Genomic DNA, 16,360 nt, shown 5'->3' on the forward strand with positions numbered 1-16,360 from the left:
TCATTCCTTCAGCGCACAACGAGATCTTTGGCAAGAATGATCTCGAACCCTTCGGCCTGCAATTTGGGGATCTGTTCCTTGAGGATGTCCCAGGTCAGCTCCCGGGCGTGGCAGATGCCGATGGCCCGGCCGTTCTTCCGGGCTTTTTCGGCCAGCTCCCGGAACTGCTGTTCGATGTAAACCCTGTTGTTCAGGTTATCCAGAAAAACGTCCCTTCCGGCGAAGGGCAGCCGCATTTTTCGCGCCAGTTGGGGGCAGACGGATTTTGATGTGACCCGGCTGTCCACGAAAAAGAGCCCGTTATTTTTTAATTCCGTGAAGATGATGGACATGAGTCTTTGGTTCTCCGTGGCTTTGGATCCGGTGTGGTTATTGATGCCCTCGGCATCCGGAACGGAGCGCAAGGCCTCATGAAACCGGTCCACGGCGTCTTTGGCCGACATGGTGGTTTTGATGATGTACCCCCGGGGGTAACTTTCCTCATCGTGATGCGCCTCCATGGGCAGGTGGAGCATGACTCCTTTTCCAGCCCCGGCGGCGCATTCCGAAATTTTCGTCGAGTATTCGAGGTTCGGGAGGATCGAGATCGTGACAGGCCCGGCCGTTTCCCGCAGATGGTCGCAGTCGCGGATGTTGTACCCGCTGTCATCGATGATGATCGCGATCTTCCCGGCCTTCCGGCCGGCAGGCAGGAGCGGGATCCCGGGCGGTTTGGGCGGGGTGAGCTTGACTTGCTGCTGCCACGCCTTTTCTTTTTTGGCGTCGGCCTTGGACGGTTTGGGGGCTTGTGCAACGGCCCCGGGCCGGCGTCTGTCCGTTTTGGAGGCCGGGTGACGATCTCGGGACATCTGGATCAAGGCCGCTGTTTCGATGAAAATGACAACCAGTAAAATGCCGATGACGGTCTGTGGAGAAAGCCGCCGGAATTTTTGAAAACGCGCCATGGAATCGATTCTTTCGGTTTTGCGGAAATCCGCCGGCGGGGATCAGCCGCCGTTCAGCTTTTTGTAGACCTTGATGCCTTTGAGGACGCTCATGGCCGTCTGGACCTGGTTGTCGTTGAGAAGCCGGTCGCGGGCCTCTCTTTCCTTCTGGGTCAGTTTTATTCTTTCGGGGTCTTCGGCGTCCCGGACCTGAACGTCATCAAAGATCTTGCTGACGTCTTTTTTGGCCTTTTTTTCTTCCTCGTCCTCTTTCTTGTCGCGTTCTTCCCGCTTCACGACAACGTCCGGCATGATGCCGATCCCGTGGATGCACACCCCGGACGGCGTGAAGTATTTGCTGGTTGTCAGCCGCAGGCCCGACCCGTCCGGCAGAGGAATGACGGATTGGACGGAACCCTTCCCGAAGGATTTTTCCCCGACGATCACGGCCCGCTTGTTGTCCTTGAGGGCCCCGGCAAAAATTTCGCTTCCGGACGCGCTGCCTTCATTGATCAACACGACCATGGGCCAATCCAGGATTTTGTCCGGAGACTCCTTGGACAGAGTGACCGTGTCCTGGGACGAACGGCGGCCCTTGGTGGAGACGATGGTTTGTCCCACCGGAAGGAATTCTTCGGAGATCTTGATGGCGATGTTCAGGAGCCCGCCCGGGTTGTTGCGCATGTCGACGATCAGGCTGTCGGCCCCTTTGTCTTTGAGGCCCACGATGGCTTTGCGAAACTCATTGAAGGATTCCTCCCGGAATTCCGTAAGCCGCAGGTATCCGATGTTGTCTTCCAGGATCTGAGGATCTTTGATGTCCTGGACTTGGATGACCTCCCGGATGATGGTGAAATCGAGGAGTTTGAATTCGTCTTCGCGCAGGACCGTGATCTTGATTTTGGTTCCCGGATCGCCGCGCAGTTTTTTTACGGCTTCGCTCAGCGTCAGGTCGCGGGTCAAATCGTCTTCGATCTTGACGATCCGGTCGCCTGCCTTGATGCCGGCCTTCCAGGCCGGGGTGTCCTCGATGGGGGAGATGACCGTCAGCAAACCGTCGCGGATGGAGATTTCGATCCCCAGCCCCCCAAATTTTCCCTGCGTTTCGGTTTTTAATTCTTCATACTCGTCCGGATCGAGGAATTGGCTGTGCGGGTCAAGGGACGAAAGCATCCCTTTCAACGACCCGTAGATCAGCTCTTTCGGCTTTTTTTCATCCACATATTCGGACTGGATGGTCGTCAGCGCGTAGCTGAACAGTTCGACCTGGGAATACAGGTCGTCCATGGCCTTGTTGTCGATCTGGGACAGGGCCAGAGTGGTGACGGTCAAAAAAATAAAACCGGTCAGGATTAAAGAAAAAACTTTCTTACCCATTCAGAAGCCTCCTTTTTATAAGTTCTCCGACTTTTTTGGGGTTGGCCTTCCCCTGGGTTTTCTTCATGGCTTGTCCTACCAAAAAGCCTGTGGCGCTCTCTTTGCCCTGTTTGATCTGCTCAACGATCGTTCCGTTCTCGGCGAGGACGGCGTCGATGATCTGTTCCAGGGCGCTGTCATCCGAGACCTGGGCGAGCCCCTGCTCACGGATGATGACCTCGGCGGATTTTCCGGAATCGATCATCGCGGCCAGGACGTCTTTGCCGACCAGGTTGCTCACCACCCCGTCTTCGACGCAGCGGATGAGCTTGCATAACGCCTCCGGGGACAGCGGAAGGTCTTTGATCCCTGTCTTTCGTGTGTTGAGTTCCGACTGGAGCGGGCCGATGATCCAGTTGCATATTTTCTTGGCGGTATCGAAATGTTTGGTGCAGTTTTCGAAAAAGTCGGCCAGGGCCGGGTCCTGGATGATGATCGCGGCGTCGTATTCGGGGATCCCGTACTGGGAGAGCAGACGTTTCAGTTTGGCATCGGGCAGTTCCGGCAGGGTCTTTCGCGTATTTTCGATTTCGGCGTCGCTGATCATGAACGGCACCAGGTCGGGTTCCGGAAAATAACGGTAATCGTGCGCCTCCTCTTTACTGCGCATCGGCAGGGTCATGCCTTTGGTTTCATTCCAGAGCCGGGTTTCCTGGATGATCCGTTCCCCGGCCGCCGCCATCTGGCGGTGACGGTTCTCCTCGAATTCCAGGGCCGCCTTGACCGCGCGGAACGAGTTCATGTTCTTGACCTCGGCCTTTGTTCCCAATGTGGTCTCCCCCTGGGGGCGGATCGAGATGTTGGCATCACAGCGCAGGCTTCCCTTCTCCATATCGCAGTCTGAAACGTTCAGATACTGGAGTACGAGTTTGAGCGTCTGCAGATAATCGTAGGCTTCCTGGGCCGAACGAAGGTCCGGATCGGAGACGATTTCCATGAGCGGCGTCCCGGTGCGGTTATAATCCACCAGGCTCGCGTTGACCGCGCCGTCATGGATCAGCTTGCCGGCGTCTTCCTCGAGGTGCGCCCGTTTGACCCCGATCTTTTTGGGGCCATCGGGCGTCGGGATCAGGATAAATCCGTCATGGGCGATCGGATGATCAAACTGGGAGATTTGGTAGCCTTTCGGCAGGTCCGGGTAGTAATAATTTTTCCGGTCAAATTTGATGAAGGGGCTGACCCGGCAGTTGAGCGCCAGCGCGACTTTGACTCCGGAGCGCAGGGCCTCTTCGTTGAGGACCGGCAGCGATCCCGGCAGGCCCAGGCAGACCGGGCAGGTGCGGGCGTTGGGGGCCTGTCCGAATTCATTGAGGCAGCCGCAGAAAATTTTTGTCCTGGTGCTGAATTGCAGGTGGACCTCAAGTCCGATCACGGTTTCGAATTTTTGTTCTGTGGGGTTCATGGCGTTTGTTGTCCCGTGTGTCATGTGACCTTGTGACGTGTGACTTGTGGCGCGTGATTTTTCATATCTTAGCTCTGCGTTTGTGCCATCCGGCCGCCTGCTCATAGGCGTGGGAGATCCGGAACATCATTTCTTCATCGAAAGCTTTGGTGATGATCTGCATGCCGATCGGCATCCCGGCCCTGGAAAATCCGCAGGGGATCGAAATGCCGGGCACGCCGCTCAGGTTCACGGAAATAGTGTAGATGTCGGACAGGTACATGGACAGCGGGTCGTCCGTTTTTTCACCGATCTTGAACGCCGTTGTCGGGGCCGTCGGGGTGATGATCGCGTCGCACTGCTGGAAGACGTCCTCGAAATCTTTTTTGATGAGCGTTCTCACCTTCTGCCCGCGCAGGTAATACGCGTCATAGTATCCGGAGGACAGCGAGTATGTTCCCAGCATGATCCGGCGTTTGGCCTCTTTGCCGAACCCGGCGTCACGGGTCTCCTCGAACATGTCCACGATCGCGGCCTTGCGGGATTCTTTGGGGACGGCGCGCAGGCCGTACTGGACCCCGTCGTAGCGGGCAAGGTTGGAGCTGGCTTCGGCCGTGGCCACGATGTAATAGGTGGCCACGCAGTATTTGGTATGGGGCAGCGACACCGCCTGGAACGTGGCCCCGAGTTTCTTGAGGAGCGCGGTCGCTTCGTCAACGGCCCTCTTCACTTCCGGGTCAATGCCCTCCAGCAGATATTCTTTCGGGATGCCGATCTTAAGCCCTTTGACATCTTTGCCCAGCGACTGCAGGTAATCCGGCACAGGCAGGTCGACCGACGTGGAATCCCGCTCGTCATGGCCCGCGATGATTTTGAGCAGTAAAGCCGCATCGGTGACGTCCTTGGTGAGAGGGCCGATCTGGTCCAGACTGGACGCGAACGCGATTAATCCGTAGCGGGACACGCGGCCGTAAGTCGGTTTGACACCCACGACCCCGCAGAACGACGCCGGCTGGCGGATCGAACCGCCGGTGTCCGACCCCAGGGCCCAGACCGCTTCCTGGGCGGCCACCGCCGCGGCCGAACCGCCGCTGGACCCGCCGGGAACGCAGTCCAGATTCCAGGGATTTCTTGTCGGCCCGTAACAGGAGTTCTCGGTGGAGGACCCGAACGCGAATTCGTCCATGTTCGTCTGTCCGGTGAAGACCGCCCCCGAGGCCTTGAGTTTTTCGATGACCGCCGCATCATAGGGAGGCACGAAACCTTTGAGGATTTTGGAACTGCAGGTGGTTTCCGATCCCTTGATGCAGATATTGTCCTTGATGGCGATGGGGATGGGGTACGGCCCTGCGGCGTCCGGCGCTGTTTTTACGCTGGTCCGGACATACGCCCTGACTTTCGGGTCAACGGAACGGATACGGTCCTGGATCGAGGCCGCGGCCTCTTTCGCGGCGGTTTTTCCCTGCCGGGTGAGGTCGAGCAATTCGTGGGCTGTGAGTTCGGTGAGGTTCATGGGGCGTTCTTACTCGATGACCTGGGGAACCTTGAAAAATCCTTTATGGCTGGAAACCGCGAAACTTAGCGCCTCGTCCTGTTTCAGCGACGGTTTGACCTGGTCCTTGCGAAAGACATTTTTCAGCGACAAAACATGGCTGGTCGGTTCGACCCGGGAGACATCGGCGTCTTTGAGGGTGTCGATGTAATGCAGGATTTGGGCCAGGTCCTTGGTAAGGCCTTCCAGTTCATGGTCTTCCAAGTGAAGCCGCGCCAGAGCGGCGATGTATGCGACGTCTTTTTTATCCATGAGAACGCGTCCGGTGAGTCTATCCAAATGCTGGATGATACGGAATTACGAAATTTTTATCTTAACATCATCCTGAGGGCGTGACAAGACGAAACTATCCCATTTTTTCCTTCAGATCCTCGGGAATTTGGACCGGCTTGAAATCTTTGTTGAGCGAAACCAGCGTGACTTCGGCCTCCACCATGAGCTTGCCGGTTTTGTCCTTGATCGTCTGCTCAAAGACCATTTGGGCCGCCGTTGTTTTTATCAGCTTGGCGTCGCAGATGATCGTGTCGCCGTAGCGGGCCGGGCTGCGGTACGTGATTGTGCACTTGCGGACCGCGTACAGGAAACCGCGTTTCTGGAACATGGCGACACTCATTCCTTTTTTTTCCAGGAATTCCGTCCTCGCCTCTTCCAGATATTTCAGGTAGTTCCCGTAATACACCACACCGCCGGCATCGGTGTCATGATAGAAAATGCGTTTTTCCATGAACTATCCCTTGGTTTTGATTGTTTTCAACTTTTCCTGAAGCCAGTAGCGGCTTGTCATCCGGAAATTGACTTTTCCCGTTCCGAAAAGGCGGGTGTTCTGGGCGTAGGACGACAGCTCCCTCGCCGTCTGCAGCAGCGATATTTTTTGTTCCTTTTGGGTCAGGACCTGCCAGGTCTCCACGATGGTGTCCGCGATGGCGCTTTCGGGATTCAGGCAGCGGCTTTTCATGTTGTCGAGGATCCATTGGAACTCCATCACCGCGGCATCTGCCGGTTTGATGCGCTGGCGCATCAGGACTTTTTCCGGGTTTTGGGCCCGGGCTTCGAGGACGGCCAATTTGTAGGCAATGCTGTTTTCGTTCAGAGCGACGGCCGGCCGTGGCGATGCGGCGAGCAAAATGAGCGCGGTTGTGAATACGGAGAAAAATATCTTTTTCACGGGAAAATAATGATGGGGTTGATCCAACGGGACTATTCTTGCATCCGTCAGGGGGAGTGTCAAGGCCCTTGCCGACAATTCTTGGCCTTTAGTAAAAATATTAAAAAATCATTTTTCACCTTGCATCTGATATTTCGACATGTTATATTTTTATTGGCCACGGGAATTTATCGTTTGATAAATTTTGTGGCCTTTTTTTCGGAATTTTCTGGGGGCGGGTTTTTTGATAACTGATAAATGCTTGGGATAATAGAGTTTATGGTTAGCGAAAAATTTTATAACAAAAAGGACAAAAAGGTGACAATGTCAAGCGTTGCAGACAAACGGTACCTCCCCCGCTGGGAAGTGAAGAACAGGATCAATTACCAGTTCGAGGACGATCCCCGGACTTACGAGGCCCAGAGCAAGGACATCAGCTGCAGCGGCGCGTGCCTTTACACACAAGGCTCCCTGCCGGTCCACCAGAAGATCAAAATGAAGATTTTTTTGGCGGATGATGTCGCGGTCAAGCTGGACGGGCAGATCCTGTGGAGCACGAACGCCCAGGGGAAGGACCTGGCCGGCATCATTTTTTCTGATGTCAGCCAGCAGGCCCAGGAATTGATCCTCAAGCACGCCTTCGAAATCAAGAAAGAAGACATGGTCAAGTATTGGTTCGAGGGCTGGGACAAAAAGTAAGTCCCCTCTCCTCCGTTACTCCCGACCTTTCTTCCTGGCGCCCGAGGCAATGTCTTTGCTCGCGTCCGCCAGGCGCACAAAATCCTCAAGAGACAGAGTTTCAGGACGCTGTTTGGGCTGGATGCCGGTTTGTTCGAGCGCCGGCAGAAGAAATTCTTTGTTGATCAGCCCGCCCAGGGCGTTGACGATCGTTTTCCGGCGCTGCTGGAAGGCGTGCCGGATCACGGTGAAAAGCCAGCCCTCATCCCCTGCGAGACGGCCTGGCCCGGAGGGCGTCAGCCGGATAAAACAGGACGTCACTTTGGGTGCCGGGCGGAACGCCCCTTTCCCGATTTTAAATAAGATCTCCGGTCGAAAATAATACTGCACAAAACACGTCAGAGCCCCGTAATCCTTGGCCCCTGCCTTGGCGATCAGGCGCTCTCCGAACTCCAGCTGGACCGTAATGAAAATTTCCCGGCATTGGCTCCGGCTGACGATCATCCGTTCGATGATCGGGGAGGAAATATTGTATGGGAGATTGCCGATCACCTTCAAACGTGACGGCAGGGATCCGAAGGGAAATTGCAGGATATCCGCATGAAGAACCGTCACGTTCTGGCCGGTGAACTTTTTGTCGAGTTCACGGCATAACGGCAGATCCGTTTCCACCGCGTAGACGTGCAGGGCCCGCGATGCGATGCCTTCGGTCAGGACGCCGAGCCCCGGGCCGATCTCAAGCACCATGTCGTTTTTTTGAAGATCGCAGGCTTCGATGATCCGGTCCCGCACGGCCGGATCGCAGAGGAAATGCTGCCCGAGATGTTTTTTCGGAAGGATGTGCGAAGGGGTTTTTAAGTTCATCGGGAAGCCAGCTCAGCGGCCAGCCGGATGGCTGCCTTCATGGACGATGGATCGGCCTTGTTTTTGCCGGCTATGTCGAACGCGGTCCCGTGCGCCGGCGAGGTGCGGATGAACGGCAGGCCGACGGTGAGATTGACGACATTGCGGAAATACAGGGTCTTGACCGGGATGAGTCCCTGGTCGTGGTACATGGCGATGACGATGTCGTAGCTTTTCCTCTTGTCATCGGTGAACAGTGTGTCGGCCGCCCAGGGGCCGGTCGCCTGAATGCCGCGGGCGCGGGCTCTTTGGACCGCAGGAAGGATCCTGGTCCTGTCCTCTCTCCCTATCTGTCCTCCCTCGCCGGCGTGCGGATTGAGCCCGCAAACGGCGATCCGGGGACGCGCAATCTTAAAATATTTTTTGAGGGATTGGTGGGCCATGAGGATGGCGCGGTAAACGTTGTCCGGCCGGATCACTCCGGCGACATCTTTGAGAGCGATATGCCGGGTGACGATCAGGGTTCGCAGCCCCCGGGAGACAAACAGCATTTCATATTTTTTGATCCCGAAGGCCCCAGCCAGGAATTCCGTGTGTCCGTGGAAAATGGGACCGAGGGTCGTTATGGCTTCTTTGCTGACCGGTGCTGTGACCAGCGCCTGGATGTCCTTGCTTCTAAGCAGAGTGACCGCTGTTTTGAGACAATGGATTGACGCCAGGCCGGTGGCCCGGTCCGGATGTCCAGGGTGAATCCTTCCGGAAGGGACAGCGGCCCATTCGCAGGGTGAGGAGACTTTCAGCCGGTAACGCTTGAAAATGGCGGGGTCGCCGATGATGGTGAATCGGCCCAGACGCCGGACCGTCCTGTCGGCCAAGGCCTTGGCGATCACTTCTGGCCCGATCCCCGAGGGATCCCCCATCGTGATCCCTATGACTGGTCGCTGGCCGGACGGCATGGGATCATCGCTCCTTGATCTCAACGTAGGCGGTTTTCTTGAGGCCGTCGATCCAGGACCGCAGCCGTTCCCGGTATTTTTTGGAAAAGATCATATTGTAAATGGATTCCTTGACCTCTTCCAGCGGAGCGGTCTCGGCTGGGAGTTTGTTTTTCACTTTGAAAATGTAGAATCCCCCCCCGGCCTCGATCACGGGGGAGACCTCTCCGGCCTTGAGCGGCAGCACGGCTTCTTCGATCTGCGGAAGCATCTGCCCTTTCGCCATGATCCCAACAGAGGAGGCCTGGGAGAACTGTTTGGCGACGTCTGCGAAGTCTTTCCCCTCCTTGAGCAGCCCCAGGGCCTCTTCGGCCTTTTGCCGGGCGTCGTCCGCCGGTTCCCCGGCCTTGATGAAGATGGAATCCAGGTCCACGCGTTCGGCTTTTTTGTATGTGTCGATGTTAGCGGTGTAGTATGCCGTGACTTCCTGCGGGTTGACGTAAATTTTGTTTCGGACCTGGTCGTCCACCAGGAATTTGATCTTCATCTGCTCAATGATTTTGTTGCGCAGGTCCGTGACGTTGTTGCCGTCGGTCAATAGCGCGTTTAAGAAAACTTCTTTGGAAGGATATTGTTTCTCAATGTCCGCCATTTTTTTCTGGATGGCCTCCTCTCTGACCTGGACACCTTTGCGGCTGGCCTCGGTGAGGATCAGCCGGTCCTCGATCAACCGGTTAATGGCGTTGTCCCGGATCTCTTTCATGGCCTTTTGGATGTCCTCTTCGCTTTGCCCCTCGGATTTCAGCTGATAATAATAGGAATCGAGATATTCCCTCAGGTCGCGGAGGGTGATGATGTCGTCATTGACCACCGCCAGGATACCGTCTTCCACGGCCCCTGCCGGGGGAACCGCCGGGCCGGCGGCCGCCAGCGTCATGAGGGAGACGACCATGAGAACTTTGGGAATGCGCTTCATGAGATTTTGACTCCTTTGGTTTTTTTCAGGTGCCCGATGGATTCTTTTAGCAGGCGGCAATACAGGTCGAACCCGACGGCCGCGATATAGCCGCTTTGCTCTTCACCTAAAAGGTTCCCGGCCCCGCGGATCTGCAGGTCCTCAAACGCGATCTGGAACCCCGCCCCGAGTTCGCTGTATTTCTGCAGGGCCTTGAGCCGCAGTTTGGCTTCGTGGGTCATCGCCCTGGGATCCGGAACGATAAAATAGGCGTACGCCTGCTGGGTGAACCTCCCGACCCGTCCGCGCAGCTGGTGCAGCTCGGACAGCCCGAAGCGGTCAGCCCTGTTGATGATGAGCGTGTTGGCGTTAGGGACGTCGATGCCTGACTCGATGATCGTCGTGCAGATCAGGATGTCGATCTCGCCTTTCAGGAATTTTAACATAATTTCTTCCAAAAGTCTTGATGGCATTTGGCCGTGGCCGATCGCCGTCCTGGCCTGCGGGGCCAGCCGCTGGACGATCTTGGCGATCCGGTCGATGTCCTCCACCCGGTTGTGGAGGAAGAAAACCTGTCCTTTGCGGCCGAGTTCCCGGCGGACGGTTTCCCGGATCAGGTCTTCGTCAAACGCCACGATGTGGGTGTCGACAGGGACGCGTTTCTGGGGGGGCGTGGAGATCACCGACATGTCCTTGGCCCCGGATATGCTCATGTAAAGGGTCCGGGGGATCGGCGTGGCGGTCATTGTGAGGACGTCGACGAGCAGTTTCATGTGCTTGAGCCGTTCCTTGGCCTTGACGCCGAAACGCTGTTCTTCATCGATCACGATCAGCCCCAGGTCTTTGAAGGCGATGTCTTTGGAAATGAGCCGGTGCGTTCCGATGACGATGTCGACCTCACCGCTCGCCAGGCCTTTGAGGATGGTGGCCTGCTCGTGTTTGGTGCGGAAGCGGCTCAGCATTTCCACCCTGACCGGGAAGTTTTTCATCCGCTGGCTGAAGTTATAGTGGTGCTGTTCGGCCAGGATCGTGGTGGGGACCAGCACGGCCACCTGCTTGTTGTCCATGACGGCCTTGAACGCGGCCCGCAGGGCGACCTCGGTCTTTCCGTAGCCCACGTCCCCGCACAGCAGGCGGTCCATGGGCTGTTCGGATTCCATGTCCGCCTTGACCTCCTGGGTCGACTTGATCTGGTCCGGAGTCTCTTCAAAGGGGAATGCGTCCTCGAATTCTTTTTGCCAGGGCGCGTCGGCGGAAAAAGCGTGTCCCTTGAGGCTGGCCCTCATGGCCTGCACGTGCAGGAGCTCCGCGGCCAGCCGTTCCAGTTTTTTCTGGATGTGGTTTTTGATCTTCAGCCATTCCTTGGAGCCCAGCTTGAAAAGGCGCGGAGGTTTTTTGTGGAAGCTGACGTATTTTTGGACGAGGTGCAGGTCGTGGCGGGGAACGAACAGCCGGTCTCCCCCCTGGTATTCAATGACCAGGTGGTCTTTGTCCCGGCCCTGCACGAGCATCGGTTTGATCCCGAGGAACTTACCGACCCCGTGCTGGTGATGGACGACGTAGTCGCCTTCCTGGATATCGATGAAGGGATTGAGCGGGATGTCCGAGGAGAACGATTTTTCTTTGGGCGGCTTGGCGGCCAGGATCAGGACGATCTTGTGCTCCCAGATCGCCTTGCCGGTCGCGAGATTGAAACTGGAGATCGTCCGGATACGGTCGTCATCCAGGGCGATGCGGACGGGGCTGTCGAAATTCGCCGGGAAGATGTCGAGGACCTCTCCCCGGCGGCTGAAGTCGCCTTCCTGGACCACGGAAGGGGCGTTCCGGTAGGACAGGGCTGTCAGGCTGGACAGGATTTCCTCAACGTTGATGTGCTGTTCGACGAACAGCTTGAGGGACTGGAACATAGGACATCATGCGGACCGCCGCCCTCCTGCCGGAACGCCCGCCGGCGCGCTGCCGAACCATTTTTGGCAGGCGATGACCAGCGGCGAGGCGATAAAGATCGTCGAGTAAGATCCGGCGATGAACCCGATGATCATGACCAGGGCGAAGGTGTTGAGCACTTCTCCGCCTTTGAGATACAGGGCCATCACGGACAGGAACGTCAACAGAGACGTCAGGATCGTCCGGCTCAATGTCTGGTTGACGCTCAGGTTGACGATGTCCTTGAGCTCGAACCGGCGGCTTTTGGCCAGATTCTCCCGGACACGGTCGTAGATGACGATGGTGTCGTTGATGGAGAACCCGGCGATCGTCAACAGCGCGGTGACAACCAGGAGATCCACCTGCCGGCCCATCATGACGATGACGCCCAGGGTCACGACCACGTCGTGCAGGAGCGCGACCACGCCGGCCGTGGCGAAGTCGAAATGCTTGAACCGGGTGCCGACGTAGAGCAGAATCCCGGCCAGGGCGAAGATCACGGCCAGAAGGGCGCGCTCGCGCAGGTGTTTCCCGACGATGGGGCCGACGTTTTCAACCCTCATGACTTGATAGGCGTTATCGGGCATTTGGGATTTGAACAATTCCTGCACCTGGGAAACCGTATCGCCCGGTGTCCGGATGATCCAGCTCTCGTCAAACTCGGCTGTCTTTTTGACCTGCTGGATATTAACGTCCGCGATATTTCCCCGGCTGATGATGTTGCGCAGTTCTTCCCCCAGAACCGGCTTTGAGAACCGGTATTCCTGGACCTGTCCGCCGGAAAAATCGATCCCGTAAACCTTGTCCTGGTTTCTGAAAAATGTGGTCATGCCCGCGATGACCAGCGCCAGGGAGATGGCGTAGAAGATATACCGTTTGCTGATGAAATCGATCTTGGTGTCTTTGAACAATTGGAGCATTTTCAGAGACTTGATCCAGCCGAATTCCAGAAGCATCATGAAAATCGTGCGGCTGACGAACAGCGCCGTGAACAAGCTGGAGACCAACCCGATGGTGAGGGTGACGGCGAAGCCCTTGATCGGGCCTGACCCGAACTGAAAAAGCATGAACGCGGCGATCAGGGTCGTGATATTGGAATCAAAGATGGCGCTGAAGGCGCGGTTGAACCCGTTGGCGATCGCCGTGCGCAGCGGGCGTCCGATCTGGATTTCTTCCCGGATGCGCTCGTTGATCAGGACGTTCGCGTCCACGGCCATGCCCAGGGTGAGGATGATCCCGGCGATGCCCGGCAGGGTCAGAGTGACCTGGGACTCCGGCAGGGTCATTTTCAAAAAGCCCATGAGCCCGGTGATCAACAGCAGGTTCAGGACCAACGCGATATCCGCCACCAGCCCCGCGACCAGGTAATAGGCCGCCATGAAAATGACGACCAGGGTGATCCCGAGGATGCTGGCGCTGATGCCGGCGGTGATGGAATCTTTTCCAAGGAGCGGCCCGATGGTCCTCTCCTCTTCGACCCGCATGGGCGCGGGCAGGGCCCCTGACCGTAACGACAGGGCCAGCAGGGACGCTTCTTCAAACGTGAATGTCCCGGTGATCTCTCCGCTGCCGGTCAGGATCGGTTCGTTGATGTTGGGGGCCGAGATGACCTCGTCGTCCAGGACGATCGCGAGCTGTTCGTCCACATGTTTGCTGGTGATGTCCCCGAACAGTTTTGTCCCCTCGTTATTCAGGGTGAAGGAAATTTTGGGCTGGCCGAGACTGCTGGAATCAAAATCCACGCGGGCGTCAGAGATCGCGTCGCCCTTTAGGGCCGGTTTGGCCTCGATGAGGACGGGCCTGCGGTCGTTTTTGGTGTTTTTCAAAAGGTATCCCTCGGGGACCTGCCCGGAAATGGCTTCCTGCATTTTCGTGGGATTGTCGTTGACCATGTGGAAGGTCAGCTGGGCCACGCGGCCGATCATCTTCATGGCCGCGTCGCGGTCGGTGACCCCGGGCAGCTGGACGATGATCTGGTCGTCGCCCTGGCGCTGGATGACGGGTTCGCTCACGCCAAGCCCGTCGATGCGGTTGCGGAGGATCTCGATGGCCCGGACGACCGCGTCGCTTTTGGCGTTGTCGTCCAGCTTCTCCGTCTCCACCTTCAGGATGAGGTGCATCCCTCCCTTGAGGTCAAGCCCGAGGTTGATCCTTTGTTCCAGGGGGAATGTGAAAAACAGGGCCGCGGCAACCACTCCCAGGATGGTCAGCAGCCGGACGCGAAGTTCTTTGCTCATGAGACTTTCACCTTTCTTCATTGAATTAATCCCAACTGCCTCGCTACGGCTCGGCAAGACGCTGGGATTAATTCCGGCATTGATTTGCGTTCACTCTCGTTCCGCAAGTCAAGCCGTCATTAGGCTTTCACCTTGACGGTGGCGATGGAATCTTTTTCGACTTCGATCTTAGTGTTGTCGTCGATTCGCACGACCACGGTTGTCGTCTTGACGTTGACCACCGTGCCGTGGATCCCCCCGGCGCAGATGACCTGGTCGTTCTTTTTGACGTTGGCGATCGTTTCTTTCTGCTGGCGCTGTTTGTCCTTTTCCGGACGGATCACAAGCACGTAGAAAATGAGGAACACCAGAAGAAACGGAACCATCTGGAACAACGGATTTCCTGTTTGTTCAGGGGACATGGAGACCTCTTTTAGGTTCAAGATATTTTTTGAACCCCAGCAGCCCTAAACGCTAGGCAGGGCTGACCGCTGGGGTTAATTCGCACAGTGACTTATGTTCGCTGCGCTCCATAAGTCACGTGCTTATTTAGCTTTCTTACTCCTCTTGACCAGCGAGCGGACGGTGTCGCTCATCTGCGCGCCCTGGGCGACCCATTTCTCGATTTTCTCATGCTCGACCTTCAGGAGTTCCGGGTTTTTGGCCGGATCATAGTATCCCAGAATTTCGAGATGGCGCGCCTGCCGGGCGGCTGCGCGGCTGATGGCGACAATGCGGTAATTGTAGTGCTTGTTGGCGATCTTCCCTGCTTTTTGCAGTCTGATGCGGACTTCCATTACGAACCTCCGTGTGTGACAGTTGATGAAACTGTGTTTACCGGTGCGCGGATTCGATAGCCATGACCTGCGCCCGGGCTTTATTGACGGTTTCCCTGTATTCGTTAAGGGGCACGGAATCGGCCACGATCCCCGCCCCGGCTTGAATGTAAGCTTTCTTCCCTTTGATGACGATGGTCCGGATCGTGATGCAGGAATCCAGATTGCCGTTGAAACTGAAATATCCGATGCACCCTCCATAAGGCCCGCGGGAGACGTTTTCCAGTTCATCGATGATTTCCATGGCCCGGATCTTGGGCGCGCCGGACAGCGTTCCGGCCGGAAAAGCGGCTTCCAAAACGTCAAAGGCGTCTTGGGACGGCTTGAGGCGCCCCTTGACGTTGCTGACGATGTGCATCACATGCGAATATTTCTCGACCGCCATGAATTCCGAGACCTTGACCGTGCCCTGGCTGCACACCCGGCCCAGATCGTTGCGGCCCAGATCCACCAGCATGATGTGCTCGGCCCTCTCTTTGGGGTCGGCCAGGAGCTCTTTCGCCAGGGCCTGGTCCTCGGCGTCGCTCTTGCCCCGGCGCCGCGTTCCGGCGATCGGCCGGGTTTCCACGATCCCGTCCTCGCAGCGGACCAGGAGCTCCGGAGACGAGCCCGCGATCTGGATGTCGTCGAAATTCAGAAAGTACATGTATGGCGACGGGTTTAAAAGCCGGAGTCTTCGATACACCTCAAAGGGCCCGGTCTTCAAATCGACGCAGAACCGCTGGGAAAGAACGACCTGGATGATGTCCCCGGCCCGGATGTATTTTTTTGCCTTTTGGACGATGTCTTCGTACTGCCGCTGGGTCATATTTGACCCGACGGACGGGATTTTTGACCCGACGGGGATTTTGTCTCCCATCATTTTAAGGGGTTTCGCGATTTTGGCAACTGTTTTATCGATTTGTTTGACGGCCTCGCGGTAGGCGGCGATTTTGCGGTCTGCGGACGCCTTGGGGTCCACATGGACACAGCGGACGACCTTGATCTTGTGGTTCCGGTGGTCGAAAATGACCAGGTCCTTGGCCAGGACCAGCAGGATGTCGGGAAGCTTGAGATCGTCCTTGGGTTTGTCCGGCAGTCGCTCAAAGAATCGGACCACGTCATAGCCGATATATCCCACCATCCCTCCACAAAATCTGGGCAACCCTGGAATGTCCACCAACCGATAGCGGCGCATGACCTGGCGGATGTATTCGAGCGGGGTTCTTTTGATCGGTAGCCGTTCTTTTTTGATCCGGCCTTGGTCCAAGGTGGTGACATGGAGTTCCCGGCCCTGGCTGCGGATGACCATCTTCGGGGCCGTGGCCATGAAGGAATACCGGGCGAGCTTTTCTTCCCCTTCCACGGATTCCAACAGAAACGAGTATTTTGCCCCGCTTCTGAGCTTCAGATACGTGGAAACCGGCGTGTCCATGTCCCCCGGGATCTCCCGGTAGACGGGGATCAGGTTGCCTTTGCGGCAGAGCCGCAGGAATTCTTTTTGGTCTGGATAGTGCATATGTTTTTTTGAAGATGGAAAATGGAAGATAGAAGATGGAAGTGTTACGGCTTTTGT

At 56.7% G+C, this 16,360-nt stretch carries 16 protein-coding genes; 1 reads left to right on the top strand and 15 read right to left on the bottom strand.

Annotated features, from left to right (window positions below; all coding sequences use genetic code 11):
* Positions 1 to 8: 8 nt before the first annotated feature.
* The 7 genes from Q8Q08_10870 to Q8Q08_10900 form a co-directional block, all read right to left on the bottom strand.
* Positions 9 to 944 carry a divergent polysaccharide deacetylase family protein gene (locus Q8Q08_10870; protein MDP2654513.1) on the bottom strand — a complete coding sequence of 312 codons (936 nt, stop codon included), beginning with the start codon at positions 942 to 944 and terminating at the stop codon, positions 9 to 11.
* A 42-nt stretch (positions 945 to 986) separates the two neighbouring features.
* Entirely contained in the window at positions 987 to 2,300 is a 1,314-nt protein-coding gene (locus Q8Q08_10875; GenBank protein ID MDP2654514.1) for a S41 family peptidase, read from the bottom strand.
* Positions 2,293 to 3,741 (bottom strand): Asp-tRNA(Asn)/Glu-tRNA(Gln) amidotransferase subunit GatB, encoded by a 1,449-nt coding sequence (gene gatB / locus Q8Q08_10880; protein ID MDP2654515.1) that lies wholly within the window; start codon positions 3,739 to 3,741, stop codon positions 2,293 to 2,295. Before gatB ends, Q8Q08_10875 begins: the two co-directional genes overlap by 8 nt.
* 61 nt (positions 3,742 to 3,802) lie before the next feature.
* Positions 3,803 to 5,233, bottom strand: coding sequence for an Asp-tRNA(Asn)/Glu-tRNA(Gln) amidotransferase subunit GatA (gene gatA, locus Q8Q08_10885; protein MDP2654516.1), 1,431 nt, complete (start codon positions 5,231 to 5,233; stop codon positions 3,803 to 3,805).
* Positions 5,234 to 5,242: 9 nt separating this feature from the next.
* Positions 5,243 to 5,524 (bottom strand): Asp-tRNA(Asn)/Glu-tRNA(Gln) amidotransferase subunit GatC, encoded by a 282-nt coding sequence (gene gatC, locus Q8Q08_10890; GenBank protein MDP2654517.1) that lies wholly within the window; start codon positions 5,522 to 5,524, stop codon positions 5,243 to 5,245.
* 94 nt (positions 5,525 to 5,618) lie between these two features.
* Entirely contained in the window at positions 5,619 to 5,996 is a 378-nt protein-coding gene (locus tag Q8Q08_10895; protein MDP2654518.1) for a YbgC/FadM family acyl-CoA thioesterase, read from the bottom strand.
* A gap of 3 nt (positions 5,997 to 5,999) precedes the next feature.
* The gene (locus Q8Q08_10900; GenBank protein MDP2654519.1) at positions 6,000 to 6,437 is read right to left on the bottom strand and encodes a hypothetical protein; all 438 of its coding nucleotides are present in this window, start codon (positions 6,435 to 6,437) and stop codon (positions 6,000 to 6,002) included.
* A 303-nt stretch (positions 6,438 to 6,740) separates the two neighbouring features.
* Between Q8Q08_10900 and Q8Q08_10905 the strand changes: the two genes are divergently transcribed.
* Entirely contained in the window at positions 6,741 to 7,115 is a 375-nt protein-coding gene (locus tag Q8Q08_10905) for a PilZ domain-containing protein (protein ID MDP2654520.1), read from the top strand.
* 15 nt (positions 7,116 to 7,130) lie between these two features.
* On the opposite strand, the gene rsmA is transcribed toward Q8Q08_10905, so the two are convergent.
* The 8 genes from rsmA to trpE all read right to left on the bottom strand — a co-directional run bounded on the left by rsmA (position 7,131) and on the right by trpE (position 16,303).
* On the bottom strand, positions 7,131 to 7,958 hold the full coding sequence (rsmA, locus tag Q8Q08_10910; protein ID MDP2654521.1) for a 16S rRNA (adenine(1518)-N(6)/adenine(1519)-N(6))-dimethyltransferase RsmA: 828 nt from the start codon (positions 7,956 to 7,958) through the stop codon (positions 7,131 to 7,133).
* Positions 7,955 to 8,893 carry a 4-hydroxythreonine-4-phosphate dehydrogenase PdxA gene (gene pdxA / locus Q8Q08_10915; GenBank protein MDP2654522.1) on the bottom strand — a complete coding sequence of 313 codons (939 nt, stop codon included), beginning with the start codon at positions 8,891 to 8,893 and terminating at the stop codon, positions 7,955 to 7,957. Before pdxA ends, rsmA begins: the two co-directional genes overlap by 4 nt.
* A gap of 4 nt (positions 8,894 to 8,897) precedes the next feature.
* Positions 8,898 to 9,848: a peptidyl-prolyl cis-trans isomerase gene (locus Q8Q08_10920; GenBank protein ID MDP2654523.1), complete on the bottom strand. Its 951-nt coding sequence runs from the start codon at positions 9,846 to 9,848 to the stop codon at positions 8,898 to 8,900.
* Positions 9,845 to 11,734 carry a transcription-repair coupling factor gene (mfd, locus tag Q8Q08_10925; protein MDP2654524.1) on the bottom strand — a complete coding sequence of 630 codons (1,890 nt, stop codon included), beginning with the start codon at positions 11,732 to 11,734 and terminating at the stop codon, positions 9,845 to 9,847. Before mfd ends, Q8Q08_10920 begins: the two co-directional genes overlap by 4 nt.
* 6 nt (positions 11,735 to 11,740) lie before the next feature.
* Positions 11,741 to 13,990: a protein translocase subunit SecD gene (gene secD, locus Q8Q08_10930; protein MDP2654525.1), complete on the bottom strand. Its 2,250-nt coding sequence runs from the start codon at positions 13,988 to 13,990 to the stop codon at positions 11,741 to 11,743.
* Positions 13,991 to 14,109: 119 nt separating this feature from the next.
* A complete protein-coding gene (gene yajC / locus Q8Q08_10935) occupies positions 14,110 to 14,391 on the bottom strand; it encodes a preprotein translocase subunit YajC (protein ID MDP2654526.1) in 282 nt (93 codons plus the stop codon).
* A gap of 123 nt (positions 14,392 to 14,514) precedes the next feature.
* Complete coding sequence (gene rpsP / locus Q8Q08_10940; GenBank protein ID MDP2654527.1) at positions 14,515 to 14,766, bottom strand: 30S ribosomal protein S16; 252 nt, start codon at positions 14,764 to 14,766, stop codon at positions 14,515 to 14,517.
* Positions 14,767 to 14,803: 37 nt separating this feature from the next.
* A complete protein-coding gene (gene trpE, locus Q8Q08_10945; protein MDP2654528.1) occupies positions 14,804 to 16,303 on the bottom strand; it encodes an anthranilate synthase component I in 1,500 nt (499 codons plus the stop codon).
* Between the last annotated feature and the right edge of the window lie 57 nt (positions 16,304 to 16,360).

The sequence above is a fragment of the Candidatus Omnitrophota bacterium genome, assembly GCA_030688425.1.
Lineage (GTDB): Bacteria > Omnitrophota > Gorgyraeia > Zapsychrales > JANLHA01 > JAUYIB01.